Annotated in this window: 18 protein-coding genes and 1 tRNA gene; 10 read left to right on the top strand and 9 right to left on the bottom strand. The window is 64.4% G+C overall.

The genetic code is table 11. The features are described 5' to 3' along the window. The first annotated feature begins 180 nt into the window (after positions 1–180). Complete coding sequence (locus tag AC5FRW_RS00125; protein ID WP_493566383.1) at positions 181–2,049, top strand: DUF2264 domain-containing protein; 1,869 nt, start codon at positions 181–183, stop codon at positions 2,047–2,049. Between the two features lie 158 nt (positions 2,050–2,207). Beyond that, positions 2,208–2,459, top strand: coding sequence for a DUF5784 family protein (locus tag AC5FRW_RS00130; RefSeq protein WP_493566939.1), 252 nt, complete (start codon positions 2,208–2,210; stop codon positions 2,457–2,459). A gap of 85 nt (positions 2,460–2,544) precedes the next feature. On the opposite strand, the gene AC5FRW_RS00135 is transcribed toward AC5FRW_RS00130, so the two are convergent. From AC5FRW_RS00135 to AC5FRW_RS00155, 5 genes are all read right to left on the bottom strand, one after another. Continuing rightward, entirely contained in the window at positions 2,545–2,763 is a 219-nt protein-coding gene (locus AC5FRW_RS00135) for a PadR family transcriptional regulator (RefSeq protein ID WP_493566384.1), read from the bottom strand. A 166-nt stretch (positions 2,764–2,929) separates the two neighbouring features. Next, positions 2,930–4,033 carry a restriction endonuclease, SacI family gene (locus tag AC5FRW_RS00140; protein WP_493566385.1) on the bottom strand — a complete coding sequence of 368 codons (1,104 nt, stop codon included), beginning with the start codon at positions 4,031–4,033 and terminating at the stop codon, positions 2,930–2,932. A gap of 92 nt (positions 4,034–4,125) precedes the next feature. Then, complete coding sequence (locus AC5FRW_RS00145) at positions 4,126–5,010, bottom strand: DNA adenine methylase (protein ID WP_493566386.1); 885 nt, start codon at positions 5,008–5,010, stop codon at positions 4,126–4,128. Between the two features lie 252 nt (positions 5,011–5,262). Continuing rightward, positions 5,263–5,334 (bottom strand) — tRNA-Thr (locus AC5FRW_RS00150). A gap of 67 nt (positions 5,335–5,401) precedes the next feature. Beyond that, positions 5,402–6,052 carry a DUF7114 family protein gene (locus AC5FRW_RS00155; protein ID WP_493566387.1) on the bottom strand — a complete coding sequence of 217 codons (651 nt, stop codon included), beginning with the start codon at positions 6,050–6,052 and terminating at the stop codon, positions 5,402–5,404. Positions 6,053–6,106: 54 nt separating this feature from the next. Between AC5FRW_RS00155 and AC5FRW_RS00160 the strand changes: the two genes are divergently transcribed. Next, the gene (locus AC5FRW_RS00160; protein ID WP_493566388.1) at positions 6,107–6,802 is read left to right on the top strand and encodes an enoyl-CoA hydratase/isomerase family protein; all 696 of its coding nucleotides are present in this window, start codon (positions 6,107–6,109) and stop codon (positions 6,800–6,802) included. 26 nt (positions 6,803–6,828) lie between these two features. Further along, positions 6,829–7,491 (top strand): hypothetical protein, encoded by a 663-nt coding sequence (locus tag AC5FRW_RS00165; protein WP_493566389.1) that lies wholly within the window; start codon positions 6,829–6,831, stop codon positions 7,489–7,491. A gap of 10 nt (positions 7,492–7,501) precedes the next feature. Here AC5FRW_RS00165 and AC5FRW_RS00170 read toward each other — a convergent pair whose 3' ends face one another. Together AC5FRW_RS00170 and AC5FRW_RS00175 are read right to left on the bottom strand one after the other, a co-directional pair. Continuing rightward, entirely contained in the window at positions 7,502–8,335 is an 834-nt protein-coding gene (locus tag AC5FRW_RS00170) for an NAD+ synthase (RefSeq protein ID WP_493566390.1), read from the bottom strand. 67 nt (positions 8,336–8,402) lie between these two features. Continuing rightward, positions 8,403–8,777, bottom strand: a complete 375-nt coding sequence (locus tag AC5FRW_RS00175) for a VOC family protein (RefSeq protein ID WP_493566391.1) — start codon at positions 8,775–8,777, stop codon at positions 8,403–8,405. A 139-nt stretch (positions 8,778–8,916) separates the two neighbouring features. Here AC5FRW_RS00175 and AC5FRW_RS00180 point away from each other — a divergent pair, with 139 nt between their 5' ends. The 4 genes from AC5FRW_RS00180 (at position 8,917) to AC5FRW_RS00195 (ending at position 12,050) form a co-directional block, all read left to right on the top strand. Beyond that, a complete protein-coding gene (locus AC5FRW_RS00180; protein WP_493566392.1) occupies positions 8,917–9,888 on the top strand; it encodes an aldo/keto reductase in 972 nt (323 codons plus the stop codon). Between the two features lie 491 nt (positions 9,889–10,379). Beyond that, positions 10,380–10,691, top strand: a complete 312-nt coding sequence (locus AC5FRW_RS00185) for a DUF5789 family protein (RefSeq protein WP_493566393.1) — start codon at positions 10,380–10,382, stop codon at positions 10,689–10,691. Between the two features lie 72 nt (positions 10,692–10,763). Further along, the gene (locus AC5FRW_RS00190) at positions 10,764–11,084 is read left to right on the top strand and encodes a HalOD1 output domain-containing protein (protein ID WP_493566394.1); all 321 of its coding nucleotides are present in this window, start codon (positions 10,764–10,766) and stop codon (positions 11,082–11,084) included. Positions 11,085–11,144: 60 nt separating this feature from the next. After that, positions 11,145–12,050: an SDR family NAD(P)-dependent oxidoreductase gene (locus AC5FRW_RS00195; protein WP_493566395.1), complete on the top strand. Its 906-nt coding sequence runs from the start codon at positions 11,145–11,147 to the stop codon at positions 12,048–12,050. A 9-nt stretch (positions 12,051–12,059) separates the two neighbouring features. Here AC5FRW_RS00195 and AC5FRW_RS00200 read toward each other — a convergent pair whose 3' ends face one another. Then, positions 12,060–12,938 carry a YkgJ family cysteine cluster protein gene (locus AC5FRW_RS00200; protein ID WP_493566396.1) on the bottom strand — a complete coding sequence of 293 codons (879 nt, stop codon included), beginning with the start codon at positions 12,936–12,938 and terminating at the stop codon, positions 12,060–12,062. An 89-nt stretch (positions 12,939–13,027) separates the two neighbouring features. On the opposite strand from AC5FRW_RS00200, the gene AC5FRW_RS00205 reads away from it, so the two are divergent. Continuing rightward, positions 13,028–13,228 (top strand): DUF7561 family protein, encoded by a 201-nt coding sequence (locus AC5FRW_RS00205; protein ID WP_493566397.1) that lies wholly within the window; start codon positions 13,028–13,030, stop codon positions 13,226–13,228. Positions 13,229–13,230: 2 nt separating this feature from the next. On the opposite strand, the gene AC5FRW_RS00210 is transcribed toward AC5FRW_RS00205, so the two are convergent. After that, entirely contained in the window at positions 13,231–14,508 is a 1,278-nt protein-coding gene (locus tag AC5FRW_RS00210) for a type IV pilin N-terminal domain-containing protein (RefSeq protein ID WP_493566398.1), read from the bottom strand. A gap of 99 nt (positions 14,509–14,607) precedes the next feature. On the opposite strand from AC5FRW_RS00210, the gene AC5FRW_RS00215 reads away from it, so the two are divergent. Further along, positions 14,608–16,377, top strand: a complete 1,770-nt coding sequence (locus AC5FRW_RS00215; RefSeq protein ID WP_493566399.1) for a helicase C-terminal domain-containing protein — start codon at positions 14,608–14,610, stop codon at positions 16,375–16,377. Positions 16,378–16,412 lie beyond the last annotated feature (35 nt).

Raw genomic sequence — 16,412 nt, forward strand, 5'->3', positions numbered from 1 at the left:
CAGTGTCGAGTCGAGCGATGGGCTGGTGCCACTGCTCGACTGACCCATGGGACCTCAGTTTGATATCACCACGTATAAATCCTTGAGTTTCCCGTCTGGCGAAGTGATAGGTCTCGGCCCCAGATCGGTTCTGCGTTCGCGGGTCCCAAGCTACAAGACGGTCTCCGAGCAAGTGGGCGTATGTCAAATCCAGTGGCGCAGAACCCGCTCCAGAGCCGTTCGGACGTACAGCGCGCGGTCAGGCAACTGGTCGCCCCGCTCGAAGCCCACCAGAGTTCCGGGGGCGCACTGATCCGGCCCGGCGAGACCAGCGCGTGGTTCCCGAACCACGAGGCCGGCATCGAGGGGTACGCCCGGTCGCTGTGGGGACTCGCCGCACTCGACGCTGGCGGCGGATCGTTCGACGGGTGGGATCGCTACCGCGCGGGCCTCATCAACGGCACCGACCCCGACCACGCCGAGTACTGGGGCACCATCGAGGACGGCCACCAGAAGGTCGTCGAGAGTTCCTGTCTCGGGATGGCGCTCGGACTGGTCCCCGAGCACCTCTGGGAGCCACTCGACGACGGCGAGCGGGCGAACGTTCAGCAGTGGCTCACGGCGGCCAACGGCGAGTGGATCCCGGACAACAACTGGCGCTTCTTCCGTGTCCTCGCCAACACCGGACTGGCGTCCGTGGGTACCGAGTACGACCGGGAACAGGTCGAGACGGACCTCGACCGACTCGACGAGTTCGCGCTCGGTGACGGCTGGTACGCCGACGGCCCGGACGCGCCGGCCGACTACTACTGTGGGTGGACGATGCACGTCGAGGGGTTACTGTACGCGTGGCTGACTGACGACGACCCGGAACGGGCGGCGCGCTTCCGGCGGCGCGCGGTCGAGTTCGCCGACGACTATCGCTACTTCTTCGAGGAGCGTGGCCGGGCGATCCCCTACGGTCGCAGCCAGACCTACCGGTTCGCACAGGCGGCGTTCTGGGGTGCGCTCGCGCTCGCCGGTCGCGACGCCGATCTACCGTGGGGCGAGGTGAGAGGGCTGTGGCTGCGAAACCTCCGCTGGTGGTTCGACCAGCCGATCTTCGCCGCCGACGGGACGCTGACGGTTGGCTATCGCTATCCGTCACTGAAGATGACCGAGCCGTACAATTCGGCCTCGTCGCCTTACTGGGCCTTTCGCGCGTTCCTTCCATTGATCGTCGATGCTGACCACCCCTTCTGGACGGCCGAGGAGCGTCCGCTGCCGGCCCTCGACCGCCAGCGCACGCTCGACCACGCGAACCTCGTCGTCCGGCGGGAGGCGGACCACGTCGTCGCCCTCACCGGCGGCACCGACGCCCCGAACTACCCCCACAAGTACGACAAGTTCGCCTACTCCACTCACTTCGGATTCGGCGTCGACGACGGGATGGCGGGTCTCGAAGCCTGCGGCGTCGACAGCACGCTCGTGGTCAGCGCCGACGGCGAGCACTACCGCGGTCGCTCGGCCGACCTCCGGTCGACCGTGGACGACAGCGTCGCCGCCTCGAAGTGGCGGCCGCTCGACGACGTGACCATCGCCTCGTGGGTCGTCCCCGCCGGTCCGTGGCACGTCCGTGCCCACCGTCTCGACACGGAGCGACGGATCGAGAGTGCCGAGGGTGGGTTCGCACTCCCGACGACCGAGGAGCGCCACGCGGAAGACGTGACCGAGGTGACTGACGATCACAGCGCAGCAGTGCGATTCCGTGACTTCAGCGGCGTGCAGGCGCTCTCCACGTCTGGGGCTGGTGACACGACGGACGGTGACGTGGTCCGCCCGTCGCCCAACACCAATCTCCAGCACCCTCGCACTGCCGTGCCGGTGCTGTCCCGGTCGTTCGAACCGGGGACCCATCGCTTCGCCACAGCCGTGCTCGGTGTCCCCGGTGCGACGGCGGTGCCCGAGGCGTGGGCCTCGCCGCCGACCGTCGAGTGGACGGACGACGGCGTCGACGTGTTCGACGGCGATGGGTCGCTGGTGCGGTCGCTCGACGGTACACGAATTGAGGACCTGCAGACCAACGACTGAAAAACGGACGGCGGGACGATCAGTGCGACAGCGAGGTCGAAAAGTCGCCGTCGTCGAACTCGATGGGTGTCGGTTCGTCGACGACGCGGAGGTCGTCGCGGTCGCGTGCTTCTTCGACGAGCGCCCAGCCCCCCCGCCGCAGAAAGATCGACTCGCCGATCCGGGCGCTCAAAGCCAGCGGCGACGCCAAGACCCGCGACCAGATTGCCATCCACGGCAACGCCGCCCTGTTCGTCGACTGCACCTCGTTCCCCGACGACGACTGGGCGCGCATCCTCGGCGAACGCCCCGACGTGGGCCACGAACCCGCCGTCGTCTTTCGCATGCGTCCCGACGATCGCACTGAAGGCTACATCAAGGGGACGCTGCATCTGGACGTAGAGACCGTTCTCGAACAGCCTGCGCGGTAGGATGACGGTTCCTCTGGATTTGGTGGTGTTTCACATGACTGCTGTGAGTGATACCGTCAATAGGTGCCTCTGGAAGACTCAGGTATCACTCATTCGAAAGTAATCCGAGTAGCTGTTGGCCGTCATCCGTTATCCGGTACTCGGTCTTGTTTCGACTATCGTTCTCCATCACCAACGACTCTACCATTCCAGCCTCCTCCAAGTCGTTCAGGTGGCGGTACACGACAGGAGCTGAGACACCCACATCTTTGTGCAACTGATACCCGTGGCTTGGTGCATCGTCGAGCCGTCGCAGTATCTCCATCTTCGTTGCCCCGATTAGCGACACTGCTTACTCTGTTCCCCCGTCACTCATTTTTACTTTACAAAGCATAGATAGCATATATAGCAAGAAAGCTAGCTATAGTAGCCATTGAACGTCAATACACACCCAAGTGCACGATTGCACTGCGATGGGTGTGTAAATCGCTTCAATTGTTACTATAGTCGAGCGACTCCACAGCCTTCTTCCACGCTGTTTTGTTCTCCTCGGCTGCTCGCATCTCGTTGAGGAACTCCCCGACAGCCGTGACGAATTGTTTCCGGCCGGCTGTTTCACTGAACTTCAGGATACTCAGGAGATCGTCTGGATAGACGAGAATGATCTCGACGTTGGTTTCGTCGATCTCGTCGATCGCGGCCTGCCTTTCCGCCTCGTTTTTGAAGCCTTGGCCGACCACATACAGATACTCCGCGAGCCTGTTTTCGCGGGCTTTCGTAATGGCGTGTTGTAGATCACTCCGTTCTGTCGGCTTATCTTTCACCTCTATCGCCCGAATCAGTTCTTCGTCACAGCATACTTCTACGTCGCCCGCAGCATTACTGAACTCGTCGGGAACATTTGCGTGTTCGGCTTCGATGTTGAATGTCCCATCTCTATTGGTGTAATATGTCTTCATTACGGCGGCTGTTACGGACGCTAATCGTTCACCGCCACCAGATACCTCCATGAATTCGCTGACCCTCTGTTGTAGGCTGTTGTACGGAACATCGGACTTCGGTGGTCGAAAATCGACCGTTTGGGGTTCGAGTTGGGCAATCTCGTAGAGTGTCTGTCGTAACACGTCTTCTGGATCAATCTCGCCGCTGTTCGTCTTCTCTTCTAAACGTTCGAGAAGGTCGTAGAGTCGTTTGTGCGCTTGCTCTGACCGATACGAATTCTCCATCGAAAACGCGGGATACCGAGCGGGTTTGTTCAAAAACGGTTCGTTCGAGCCGCCGAGACGTTCCCCGTGTTCTTTTTCCCATTCCACGACGACCTGATGACCGAGTGAACGGGCGTTGTATGCACCAGGATCATCCCACTGCGCCTGCATCGCTCTGTAGTGGATCGCTGGGTTGACTGCTTTTGCGATCACGTTCGTAACGAGGATGTATTTATACGTGAGCTGTGAGGCGTTCAGCACTTCACTGATCGTACTGGCAATAGATCTGTTATTGAGATAATTCACCTCTCCGCTGTCGTCACTTCGCACCTGATTCCACTCTGCTTCTATAATCCTCTTGGCTGCTGAGTTGTCGACACTCTCTGCCAAATTAGACACCAATCGTAACCAACGATAGGTGATACAAATGCCATATAAATCAAATAGCACACGTATAGCAATATTGCTATACTGTTGGGGTGTTATTCGTCGGTCGCTTCGAATAGCGTCGCTTGGTCTGCATCTTTATCGATGCCGGGGGAGACCTCTCGGTTCGGCGGTTCGTAGTTGAGCCACAGACTTTCGACCCGAGTGTCTTTCGTCGTGTGCATCGTCTTCTCTTCGTCGTCGACTCGGTTCCATCCATGGTCTTCGAAGACCTCTTCGTACAGATCACACTGATAGCCCGAGACTGCGACTTTCCCTTCACAGTTTCGCAGGGTTTCGGCGAGCTCTCGATGCTCATCGTCTGTCATCTCGTGCCCGTACGAGTTCGTATCTCCACGCGCAGCGTGGACGTACGGCGGATCACAGTAGAACAACGCATCTTCGTCGTCGTGACGGTCGATGACTTCGATCGCGTCCTTGTTCTCGATTTGGACACGGCGGAGTCGATCTGCCACGTCGTAGAGCTGTTCGAGGCGGCCGTGCCACCGAGAGACAGCACCGGACATCTCTCGACGTGACGTGCTCTTACAGTACGCCCACCGTCCTGGTGTCGCCTCTTGGGCGAGACCACTTCTCGTCTGCCCTGCTCGGACGAAGAACAGACGTGCTTGTTCGATCTCGCTGAGGTCGTCGTTGTGTTGCTGTTCGACTGCGTGGGCCAGTTCTTCACGGGAAAACGGCGTGAGTGCGATCTGTTCGAGCAGTTCGTCCCGATTCTCGCGTAGCACTTTAAAGAACGTCACTACGTCACCGTCGATGTCGTTGTACGTCTCGACAGGGCTGGGTTCTCTGTTGATGAGGACAGCAGCACTCCCACCGAATGGCTCGATGTATTGGTCAGTTTTCGGGAGTTGAGCGAGAATAAAGTCGAGGTGACTGTATTTGCCGCCGTACCACCGGAACGGAAGCGCCTTTCCCATGTATGCTGCAAAATGGCCCGGTATGACTTATAAGGATTCGCTTCACAGGAGATGCAACACTGGCAGTCACCACTGCCCGAGAATTGATCTGTCGTGATATCGTCTCTGTTGCTCCTCAGTCGTTGCGGCGTGAGAAGAAGCCTCGGCCGGAATGTGAACAACGCGAAGACGTGCTCGCGTTCGCTGCGCGCGTCTTCTTTCGATTCAAATTCCGGGTACAGCTTTCGCTCCTCACGTCCGTTCGTCGCAGAAAGCCTAGGCCGGAATTTGAATCCGGGGTCTCGTCCTTACCAAGGACGCGCTTTACCGCTAAGCTACCCAGGCACGCATTCACTGGTAGTCGGGAGTTGTCTTTAGGCGTTTCGATTCAACCCCGGTACGGGAATCCGTCTCAGTGATCGGCAGAGGTGCGGACGCCGTCGGTGGCCGTCGCGTCGGTCGCGGCCAGCGAGACGAGCGTCTCGATGACCTCGTCGTCGTCGAAGGTCTCAGCGGGTGGTAGCGAGTCGTCGACGAGGTCGGTCGCGTACTCGCGCAGGCGCGGGGTCGGGTGTGCGCCGGCGGCGGTGATGCCGGCGACGACGGCGAGTTCGAGCACGTCGGCTTCGAGGTTCCGGTCGAGGGTGGGGTCGTCGGTCTCTCGGCGGACGGTCTGGTCGGTGCCAAAGGCCCGGACGACCTCGACGGCGGCGTCGGCGGCTTCCGTTCGTGCGAGCAGGTAGAACCCTCGGGAGACCAGAATGTCGGCGATGAGGATGTCCAGATCGGCGGCGTCGCGGTCGCCGTCGACCCAGGGGTTGTCGTGGGCGAGCGTCCGTGTGAGTCGGAGTCCTTCGTAGATCAACTGGACACCGGCGGCGCGGTCGGTGATGCCGTCGCGGTCGTTCTCGCAGCCGGCGGCGCTAGCGCTTGTGAGCGTGCAGACGCCGGGGGTCATCGAGGCGGTGTCGAGTCGGGCCTCGATACGGTCGTGCAGACGAGCGGGATCGACGTCGTCGACTGCCGCCAGTGCGGCTCGTTGGACCGCAGCGGCTTCCTCCATTACCTTCGCCTAGCGACGGGAAGGGCAAAGACCTTTGGAAACGTCCGGTGGGCTATGGACGCGATTCGGACGCGCCAGACGGGCGATGTGTGGGTCGTGACGCTCGATCGTCCCGAGCGGCGCAACGCCCTCTCCAGCGGAGCACTCGACGAACTGATCGGTGTGATCGAGAGCGCCAGCGCCCCGGTGCTCTGTCTCGATGGAGCCGGGTCGGCGTTCTGTGCCGGGGCCGATCTGGACACCGTCGATGCCCTCGACAGCGAGACGGCGCGCGAGTTCGCCCGACAGGGACAGGCGGTCGCGGACGCCCTCGCGACCTACGACGGCGCGACGGTGGCAGCGATCGATGGCGCGGCCCGCGGTGGTGGCGTCGAGCTGGCGCTGGCCTGTGACGTGCGCGTGTGTACCCCGCAGTCGACGTTCGCCGAGTCGGGCGTGACGCTCGGTCTCTTCGGTGCGTGGGGCGGGACCGGCAGGCTCGTCGACGCCGTCGGCACGACCGTGGCGATGGACCTGTCGCTGTCGGGGCGTGTCCTCGACGCCGACGAGGCTGCACGGATCGGACTGGTCTCCAGAGTCGTCGACGATCCGCTGGCCGTCGCCCACGAGATTGCGGGGAACGACACCGACGCAGTGCGGGCGATCAAGGGCCTGCTGGCCGAGCGGGCGGCACACGACCGCCAGCAAGAACGCGAGCGCGAGACCTTCGCCGAACTGGTCGCAGCGCGTGCACCGAAGCGCAAAGATTGAATTCATCGAGCACCCTGCAATCAATAATGGTTGACTGTGACTACTGCGATGCCTCGTTCGACGACGAGGACGCCTACCTCGATCATCTCGATACGGCCCACGAGGGGGAGCTGGGGTCGATCGATCGGCGTCGTGTCGAAGAACACACCGGCGGGAGCGACAGCGGCAGTTCGATCCCGCTCGGGCCGGCGATCCTCGTCGGCGTCATCGGCTTCTCGCTGGCGATCGTCGTCTACGTCGTCGTGTTCATGGGTGGCGGTGGCGGCGGTGGAGACGGCCCCGCGACGATCAGCGGGTTCGATGTCGAACAGACGCCGGGACAACTTCGTTCGGCTCACACCCACGGAACGATCAACGTCACGATCGACGGCCAGCGGATCGACTTCAGTCAGTCCCAGTACCAACTGGCTGCGAACAAGTTCCACTTCGAGGGCGGTGACGGCCGCACTTGGCACGCCCACGCGACTGGCGTCACGCTCGAATACGCCATGGCGACGGTTGGGATCGGTGTCACCGAGGACAGCGTCACGTTCGACGGGACGACGTACACTGACGGCGAGAACGCCAACGTCACAGTCACCGTCAACGGCGAGCCGGTCGACCCCGAGACGTACGTTCTCGACGGGGTCCAAGCCAACAGCGGAGCGAACGGCGATCACGTCCGGATCGTCGTCAGGCCGACGAACTAACGCCTCGCGGTCAGTACAGCGGGTCCGGTCCCGGCGGGGCGGCCCGCTTGTGCTTGCTCCCTTCGTACAGGGCTCTGACGTGCTCGACGGCACTCTGGTCGACGCCGATCTCGGCTGCCGTCGCGGACTTCGAGACACCGCCCTCGACGTGGAGTGCGAGGATCGAATCCAGCGTCGGATAGTCCAGCCCCATCTCCTCCTCGTCGGTCTGGCCGACCCACATCTCGGCGCTGGCAGTTTTGTCCGCGAGATCGTCGGGGACGCCGACGTGTTTCGCGAGCTGTCGGACCTGTCCTTTGTAGAGATTCGCGATGGGGTGACAGTCGACAGCACCGTCGCCGTACTTGGTGAAGTAGCCCACCAGCGCCTCGCTCTTGTTACCAGTCCCGAGGACGAGTGCGCCGCGGTGGTTCGCCGCGAGGTAGTTCAGCACGGCTCGACAGCGCACGCGGAGATTACCGACGGCGAGCTGATCGCCTTCGGCGGCGGGGAAGCCCGAGAGGAACGCCTCGACGATCGGTTCGATCTCGACCGTGTCGTACTCGATGCCGAGCAGTTCGCTGGCGACGCGCTCGGCGTCGCTCATGTTCGCCTCGCGGTTGACCTCGCTTGGCATCACCAGCCCGTAGACGTTGTCCTCGCCCAGCGCTTCGACGGCGAGATGCGAGGTGAGCGTGCTGTCGATGCCACCGGAGAGACCGATCACGGCGCTGTCGACGCCGGCGGCCGCGACCTGTTCGCTGATGAAGTCGGTGATGTGCTCGCGGTACGCGTCGAGTTCCGTCTCGGAGAGAGTCAGATCCAGCGGGTCACTCGCCCGGCGGACTGTCGTCGATTCTGCCATCGTATCTCTAAGATAGGGTTCCGGAGACTAATACCCCACCGAGTCGGGGCGCATACTGGACGAACGGTCACTCCTCCAGCGCTTCGACGAACTCCAGCACGTAGCCCTCGGGGTCCTCCACGAAGGCGACGTAGGCGTCGGCCGGTTCGATGACGGTCGGGCCGGTGACGACGGTCGCCCCACGTTCGGTCGCGCGCTCGACCATCGTGTCCGTGTCGTCGACGGTCAGCGCGACGTGGTCAACGTCGGCGCGGTTCGGTGCGATCGGTGTCGTCCGGTCGGGATCGTGGCGTAACTGGAGTTCACCGTGCTCGCCGCCGACGTAGACGTTCTCGACGCCATCGAGAGAAAAGGACCACTGTCGTTCCAGCCCCAGTCCGGTGTAGAAGTCGACCGCTCTGTCCATATCCGAAACCCACAGCGCGACGTGTGCAACGTCCATGGCGACCGTTAATCCGGGCGGTAGTTCACTGTACCGTCTTCTGTCCCCCGCTATTTGACGGGTGGGCACAATTTTCACAGCGAGCCTGTCAGAACATTGCCGGTGGCTACTTTAGGTCCTCACTCCTCCACGTGTCCGTATGGAGTACACGACACTCGGCTCGACCGGCATCGAGGTCTCGAAGATCTGTCTTGGCTGCATGAGCTTTGGCAGCAGCCACGACTGGATGCTCGACCGCGACGAATCCGAGGCGTTGATCGAGCGGGCGATCGATCTGGGAATCAACTTCTTCGACACCGCAAACGTCTACTCGACGGGCGAGAGCGAGGCGATTCTGGGCGACGTGCTGGCGGAGTACGACCGCGACGAGCAGGTCGTCGCGACGAAGGTGTACGGTGAGATGGGCGACGACCCGAACAAGCAGGGTCTCTCCCGCAAGACTATCGAGCAGGAACTGTCGGCCTCGCTGGATCGGCTGGACATGGAGACGGTCGATCTCTACCAGATCCACCGCTGGGACTACGACACGCCCATCGAGACCACGCTGCGGGCACTCGACGATGCTGTCCGGCGCGGGCAGGTCCGACACATCGGTGCCTCCTCGATGTACGCCCACCAGTTCCAGCGTGCGCTCCACGTCAGCGACCGCGAGGGACTGGCGCGTTTCGAGACGATGCAGGACCTCTACCACCTCACCTACCGCGAGGAGGAACGCGAGATGTATCCGATCTGTGACCGCGAGAACGTCGGCATCATCCCGTGGAGTCCCCTCGGTGCGGGCTACCTGACTCGCCCCCACGAGGAGTTCAGCGAGACGACCCGCGGCGAGCACGAGAAGGACAACGCGGGCGTGCCCTACCACGAGGGGCCCGGCAGCGAGGAGATCAACGAACGCGTGCAGGAACTGGCCGCCGACAAAGGCGTCACGATGGCCCAGATCGCCATGGCGTGGCACTTCGAGAACGAGTACACCGACGCACCGATCCTCGGAACGTCGAGTATCGAACACCTCGAAGAGGCCGTCGAGGCACTTGAGATCGACCTCTCCGCCTCGGACATGGCGTATCTCGAAGAGCCGTACCATCCGGTGGCTGTGTACGGGCACGAGTAGCCCGAGGGGCGTTGCGAGCGAAGCGAGCAACGGTCCTCGGAACGGCGAGCGGGAGCGCTAGCGACACGCGAGCGATGGGGCCGTGACCGACGGGAACGACCTCGGAACGGCGAACGGGAGCGCTAGCGACACGCGAGCGATGGGGCCGTGACCAGCGGGACCGACCACGAGACGGCGAGCATCGGATCCCTGTTTTCGGTCTGCCCGTGACGCCGTAACAGATGCGCCCGCTTCGGAGAAGCCGGGTCGCTCAGTACCGTCTGGTTATTCTGTTGGTCGGCGTCGTGACAGGCCCGCTCGCGCTCGGTGTGCGTGCTTTCGTCCGGGCAGCGAGACGACGCGACGATGGACTCGACGCGCGCTGCGTGGGGTGTCGAGGAACTCGACGGCGAACAGTAAGCTGGCCTGATCGCTGGCCGGGCGGGAAAAAGCAGTATATAACCAATTGCTCCGCCGGAAACGCGATGATACGGTTTCACCCGTCACTTCCCATGTCGACAGACACCCTGCTCGAACACATCGAACTCCGGCCGTATCTCGACGAGCAACTGACCTATCCGGTGACACTGTCATCGGTCCGCGAGCAGATCGGACACGCGACACTCGTCGCACCCGACAGCGACGCCTCGGAGACGATCACGACCATCGTCGACAACGTCGAGGACGACAGCTTCGAGACGCCCGAGGAACTGTTCGAGACCATCATCTCGCGACTGCCCGACGCCTACATCGGCCGGAAGTACTACGACGACCGCGGGTCGAACCCCGACGAGTTCCATACGGCGGACGACGAGTCACTGTAACACTCCGTGTCGCCACTACTGTTCAACAGACTGGCAACTACACCAATGATCGTCCTTCCCGTTAGCCCCGATATGGTCGAGGAGCAGACCGAGTCAGATGGCGCTGCGCCGGAGGCGAACGACGAGATCATCAACCGACGTATCTCCCCGGACCCGGGAACAGCCGAATACGAGGTACTGGAGATCGTTGCCGGCCTCCAAGACGAGGAAATCGAGGCGTTACCGTCGTTCTACGAACAGGTCGGACACTTCGTCGAGATGCTCTTCGAGAACCCCCCGGCACCCGAAGCGCAGATGGAGATCAGTTTCTCGTACGCTGGCTATCGCATCCGGATCACACAGGAGGGGCATGTGACCGTCCTGACGGTCAAGCACTCGATCGAGGACCACTGAGGCGACTCCTGCCCCGGGACGAGCCACGGACTCTTGTACGGGCCGGCCGAGTCACCCACCATGACCGACAGCGACGTGGCACTGGTCACCGGCGGGACGAGCGGGATCGGACGCGAGACGGTACTGGGGCTGGCCCGCGAGGGCTGGACGGTCATCGTCCACGGCCGCGACGCCGGTCGGGGGAGAGCGGTCTGTGAGAGGATTCGCGCCGAGACCGACGGAACGGCGACCTTCCTGCAGGGCGATCTCGCCGATTTCGACGCTGTCAGGGACCTTGCCGAGCGAGTCGCCGCAGAGACCGACCACCTCGACGCGCTGGTCAACAACGCCGGGACGTGGCCGGGCGAGCGTGTCCCCGTCGACGCGACCGGCGAGCGAGCCGAGGGGACGCGTGCCGGCGTCGAAAAGACGATGGCAGTCAATCACTGCGCGCATTACCTGCTCACCCACGACCTGTGGCCCCTGCTCGCCGCGGTCGACGGGCGAGTCGTCACCGTCGCCTCGGACCTCCACCGGCGTGGTGATCTCAACACTGATCGATTCGTCGGCCCGGACGGTCCGACCGGCCAGCAGGCCTACGCCGACTCGAAGCTCGCCAACGTCGCGTTCACGCGAACACTGGCCCGCCGTGCCGAGGGGACGGGTGTCACCGTCACGTGCTGTCATCCCGGTGTCGTCCCGTCCAGCCGACTGGCGCGTGACTCGGCCGGTCTCTCGCGGCTTGGCTGGAAGCTCTTTGGCGTCGTCGGCAGTCTCGTCCCCTTCGGCCCGGTCGACTCAGAGCGTGAGGCCGCCGAGACATCGATCTCTCTGGCGACGACCGACGACGACATCGAGCACGGCGGCTACTTCGCGAACGCTCGGCCTCGACAGGCGAAGTCGACTGACGAGCGCGAGGCAGAGCGTCTCTGGACGTGGACCGCCGACGTAGTCGGCGTCGCGCCGGACTGGCCGCCGGTCCCGTGAGGGGGCAGACTATCGGATGGCGTCCCAGCCCGGTGTCGATGGCGCGCCGTCGTCGTCTTCGACCGCGCGAGCACGGTCGGGATCGGGTGCCGGCCGGTCCGCGTCGTCGGCCATTTCCTCCCACCGGTCTATCGCTCGCCCGGCCCACGAATCGGCGTCGCGGGTGCGGTCCGCGTAGCGCTCGTACCAGTCGTCGCTGACGGCACCCGTCCCCGGCGCGGAGGCGGCCGCGACGGCGACGAACTCCGCGCGGTCGGCGGTCGTCAGTTCGTCGGCGACCAGTCTGTCGACGACGCCCGAGAGCCGGTCGGGATCCGGGTGGGCGAACAGCTTCGAACCGAGAGCGGCCGGACCGAGCAGCGGCGTGGCGTCCTCGGGTGGCTCGTCGTCGAGCAAGCGCTGGCCCGCACGCTGCCCCGGTGCGTGCGATTCGACGCGCTCGCACTCGGTCGTCACGTCGAGTGTGAGGTTCTCGCCGGGATACGTCCCACAGGTCGCGGGATACAGGTCGGTGTCGTGGATGCGACACTGCAGGGTCACGGGGTCGAGGAAGACGCAGGCGTCGAGCCACGTCGGATCGGCGTCGAACGGCGCGACCGGCTTGGGTGGCTTGCGCAGGCCCACGTAGAAGACGGGCCGGCCGTCGATGGCCGCCAATGCGTGGCCGTCGACGGTGACGCCGTCGTCGCCCGAAAAGAGCCGGGGCGTCAGGGCGTCGCCATGGCCGGCGTCGACGAACGCCCGCACTTCGTCGCGAGTCAGCGGGACGAGATTGGCCGTCCCGTCGAGTGGCTGGCGGTCGCCGCGGTGCTCGTGGTCGATGTCGGCGTCGGTGAGTGGCTGCCAGTCGAGACAACAGCCAGCACACCCTTCGCAGTCGACCTTCATGCCGGTCAGTATGGACCGGCGGGAGATAACGACAGGGTCGGACCTGCAACGAGAGTCGCACTTTTCACGCCACGCTCCCAAGCGACGGTATGGCAACGCAGCCCTGCGATGGGTGTGGCGGCGAGGTCACCATCGCCGGCGGGATCGCGAACATCTGGACCCAAGAGCACACACCCACCGGCGGGATCACACTGGAGTTGCAGGACGACACCGAACACTTCCTCTGTTTCGACTGTATCGATCGGCTCCCCGACGAGGACGTGACCGCCGACGACGTGGCCGCGCTGTAGGCTTACGCGTCTGGGCCGGTGTCGGAGCCGAGTGTCACGCCGCTCCCGGCTGCGGGCGAGTAGAGGACGAACAGCCGGTACGCTGGTGTGGCACCGACGACGACGCTGTCGCCGGCGACGACCGTGTTGCCGTCGCCACTGGCTGTACCGGCCCACGTGCCGGCGCTCGTCTGGTCGGCATCGGCGCGGTCGGCGAAGCCCCGCCCCTGAAGTTCGATGTTGTCGGCCGGCACCGAGTCCCCGCCCCGATGGGATATCGTCACCGTCCCGGCGTCCGCATCGAACGCGAAGTCGAGGGCGATCTCGGGTTGATTCCCGTCCGTCGCCGAGATACTGAACCGGCCGAGGTCGCCCGTCGGTACGTCCGCGCTGGCGGTGACGACACGGCCCTCAGCCGACACTGAGGGGGATACCTCGCCGAACGGACCGGCGGCGCTGGCCCACGACTCGACGCGCTCCACGTCGGCCGTGTCGTCGGTCTCGAAGAGGGTCGCGGTCGCGACGGCGGTCGTGTCACTGCCGATCTGCCAGCGTCCGCCCTGTGCGACAGCGTTGTCGGTCTGGAGCGCGGTCGAACCCGGCTGGCAGGTCACGACGTGCCCGTCCCCGAGCGTGGACAGCAGCGTCGCCACGTCGTCGTCGACGGCGTCGTAGCGCTCCCCGGCGTCGGCGTAGGCGTCGATGGCGCCCTGCAGGACGGCTCCGCTGTCGACCGACACGTCCACCTGACGAAGGTCGACCTGTGCGACCTGCTGGTCGCCGATCCCGACGACGCGGTCGGCGTCGGCGCTGTACACCTGAAACCCCTGATAGCTGCCGTCGTCGCCGAAACCCGCCCCCGTCAGCTGTTCGACCAGCGTCGACCGGTCGAAGGGACCGTCGAGCACCGTCAGACCGACCCCGGTCTGGTGGAGGCTCCGCAGCGTCCCGACCGTCTCGAAGCCGGCGAGTCCGATCTCCGTCCCGAAGTTCGCCGTGCGGGCGTCGGGCAGCGCGTCGCTGTACTCGGTCATCGCCGCCGGCCGCAGCGTGACGAAGGCGTAGTCGTCCTGCCCGGCGACCGACGGCACTGGGAGCCACTGACCGACCGGTGTCCCGGCCTCGTCGACCGACTCTGTGGCCGTGTCGGTCTCGCCGTCAGCTGTCGTCTCGTCGGTCGTTCTCCCGTTCGATTTCGTCTCGGTCGAGTCGTCGCCTGAAAGGGCCGAACAGCCGGCAAGCCCGCCGACACTGGCGACTGTGGCCGTCCGCTGGAGGAGGGCACGACGTGTCTGATACATACCCGGGGTCGTCGTCGCCGCGGGAAATACTTCGTGGTCTCGACGGACCCATCCTCGGTGACCGGCAGTTTTACGAGCGCAGACCGGTTGCCAACAGTCGTGGACCCCGCCCGGATCTTCGACGAGTTCCCGGCTCCCTCCTACCGGGGGAACCAGAAGCAGGCGCTCGCGGACATCCGCGACGCCTTCGCGGCCGGCAACGACGTGGTGCTGGTGCGTGCGCCGACCGGGAGCGGCAAGTCCCTGCTCGCACACGCTATCGCTGGCTGTGCCCGAACAGCGGGCGAGGCTGGTGCCGAGCAGGTCATCGACGCCTACTACACGACGCCACAGGTCTCGCAATTGGACGACGTGGCCGAGGACCCACTGCTCGAAGACCTCAACGTGATCCGGGGGAAGAACAACTACGACTGCATCCTGCCCGGCGAGACCGACACGCCGGTGAATCAGGCTCCCTGTGCCCGCGAACGAAAGTTCGACTGTCAGGTCAAACACCGCTGTCCGTACTTCTCGGACCGGGCCATCGCCTCGAACCGCCGGATCGCCGCGATGACGCTCGCCTATTTCATGCAGACCGCTGGCTCGGACGTGTTCGGGCCGCGCGACGTGGTCGTCATCGACGAGGCTCACGGGCTTGGCGACTGGGCGGAGATGTACGCGACGATCGAACTCGGTCCCGACACCGTCCCCGTCTGGGACGACACGCGCCCCCAGCAGGTCGACGATCTGGAGGATGCGGCGGGCTACGCCCAGCGGCTGGCCGACGTGGGCGAGCGCCGGGTGCAGGAACTGCGCCAGCAGGAGGAACTGACCGCCGAGGAAGTCGCCGAGCGTGACCGACTGAACAAACTCAGACAGGACCTCCAGTGGTTCGTCGAGGACTATCGGGACCCCGAGAGCGTGACGACGTGGGTCGTCGACCAGCCCGAAGGCGAGGGCGGGCGCGTGACGATCAAACCGCTGGACCCGGAAAAGTACCTCAAACACACCGTCTGGGATCGGGGCCATCGCCACGCCCTGCTGTCGGCGACGATCCTCAACAAGGAGGCCTTCTGTGCCAACGTCGGTCTCGATCCGAACAACGTCGCTTTGGTCGAGGTCGGCCACACGTTCCCCGTCGAGAATCGCCCGCTGTACGACGTGACACAGGGGAAGATGACCTACGAGCACCGCGAGGAGACGCTGCCGAAGATCGCTCGGATCGTCGTCCGAGCGATGCAGGCCCACCCCGACGAGAAAGGACTGATCCACTGTCACTCCTACGCCATCGCCGAGCAGCTAGAGGAACTGCTCGTCGACTTCGGCGTCGGCCAGCGCCTGCGCAGCCACGAGAGTGAGGACCGGGACGGCCAACTGACGGCGTGGAAGCGCACCGACGATCCCGACGTATTTCTCTCGGTGAAGATGGAGGAGGCACTGGATCTGGAGGGAGATCTCTGCCGCTGGCAGGTCATCTGCAAAGCGCCGTATCCCAACACCCGGGACTCTCGCGTCGCCCAGCGCCTCGAAGACGGCCAGTGGGGCTGGTACTACCGGACCGCCCTGCGGACGGTCATTCAGGCCTGTGGCCGAGTGATCCGGGCGCCGGACGACCACGGCGCGACCTATCTGGCCGACTCGTCGCTGCTGGACCTGTTCGAACGCGCTCGCGTCGACATGCCCGACTGGTTCGCCGAGCAGGTCGACCGGATGGGACCGCCCGATCTGCCGACGTTCGACCCGTCGGCGGCGCTCGGTGGCGGGAGTGCGGGCAGTGCGACCGACGACGGCGACAGTGGCAACCGCTCCCGGTCGCGCTCTCGGCGGTCCCGCTCTGGCCGGCGCTCTTCGGGGACGAGTCCGATGGCCGACGTGTGGGACACGGAGTGATGCGACTCGAAGTGAGACGGGTCGGAGAAGGGACG

This window comes from Halomicrobium sp. HArcht3-1, from assembly GCF_058933345.1.

Excerpts from the sequence above, each read along its gene's own strand:
- AC5FRW_RS00125 (WP_493566383.1), top strand. The coding sequence starts at position 181 with ATGTCAAATCCAGTGGCGCAGAACCCGCTCCAGAGCCGTTCGGACGTA.
- AC5FRW_RS00200 (WP_493566396.1), bottom strand. The coding sequence starts at position 12,938 with ATGAAGGTCGACTGCGAAGGGTGTGCTGGCTGTTGTCTCGACTGGCAG.
- AC5FRW_RS00190 (WP_493566394.1), top strand. The coding sequence starts at position 10,764 with ATGGTCGAGGAGCAGACCGAGTCAGATGGCGCTGCGCCGGAGGCGAAC.
- AC5FRW_RS00195 (WP_493566395.1), top strand. The coding sequence starts at position 11,145 with ATGACCGACAGCGACGTGGCACTGGTCACCGGCGGGACGAGCGGGATC.
- AC5FRW_RS00180 (WP_493566392.1), top strand. The coding sequence starts at position 8,917 with ATGGAGTACACGACACTCGGCTCGACCGGCATCGAGGTCTCGAAGATC.
- AC5FRW_RS00145 (WP_493566386.1), bottom strand. The coding sequence starts at position 5,010 with ATGGGAAAGGCGCTTCCGTTCCGGTGGTACGGCGGCAAATACAGTCAC.
- AC5FRW_RS00210 (WP_493566398.1), bottom strand. The coding sequence starts at position 14,508 with ATGTATCAGACACGTCGTGCCCTCCTCCAGCGGACGGCCACAGTCGCC.
- AC5FRW_RS00165 (WP_493566389.1), top strand. The coding sequence starts at position 6,829 with ATGGTTGACTGTGACTACTGCGATGCCTCGTTCGACGACGAGGACGCC.
- AC5FRW_RS00185 (WP_493566393.1), top strand. The coding sequence starts at position 10,380 with ATGTCGACAGACACCCTGCTCGAACACATCGAACTCCGGCCGTATCTC.
- AC5FRW_RS00155 (WP_493566387.1), bottom strand. The coding sequence starts at position 6,052 with ATGGAGGAAGCCGCTGCGGTCCAACGAGCCGCACTGGCGGCAGTCGAC.
- AC5FRW_RS00160 (WP_493566388.1), top strand. The coding sequence starts at position 6,107 with ATGGACGCGATTCGGACGCGCCAGACGGGCGATGTGTGGGTCGTGACG.
- AC5FRW_RS00205 (WP_493566397.1), top strand. The coding sequence starts at position 13,028 with ATGGCAACGCAGCCCTGCGATGGGTGTGGCGGCGAGGTCACCATCGCC.
- AC5FRW_RS00135 (WP_493566384.1), bottom strand. The coding sequence starts at position 2,763 with ATGGAGATACTGCGACGGCTCGACGATGCACCAAGCCACGGGTATCAG.
- AC5FRW_RS00170 (WP_493566390.1), bottom strand. The coding sequence starts at position 8,335 with ATGGCAGAATCGACGACAGTCCGCCGGGCGAGTGACCCGCTGGATCTG.
- AC5FRW_RS00175 (WP_493566391.1), bottom strand. The coding sequence starts at position 8,777 with ATGGACGTTGCACACGTCGCGCTGTGGGTTTCGGATATGGACAGAGCG.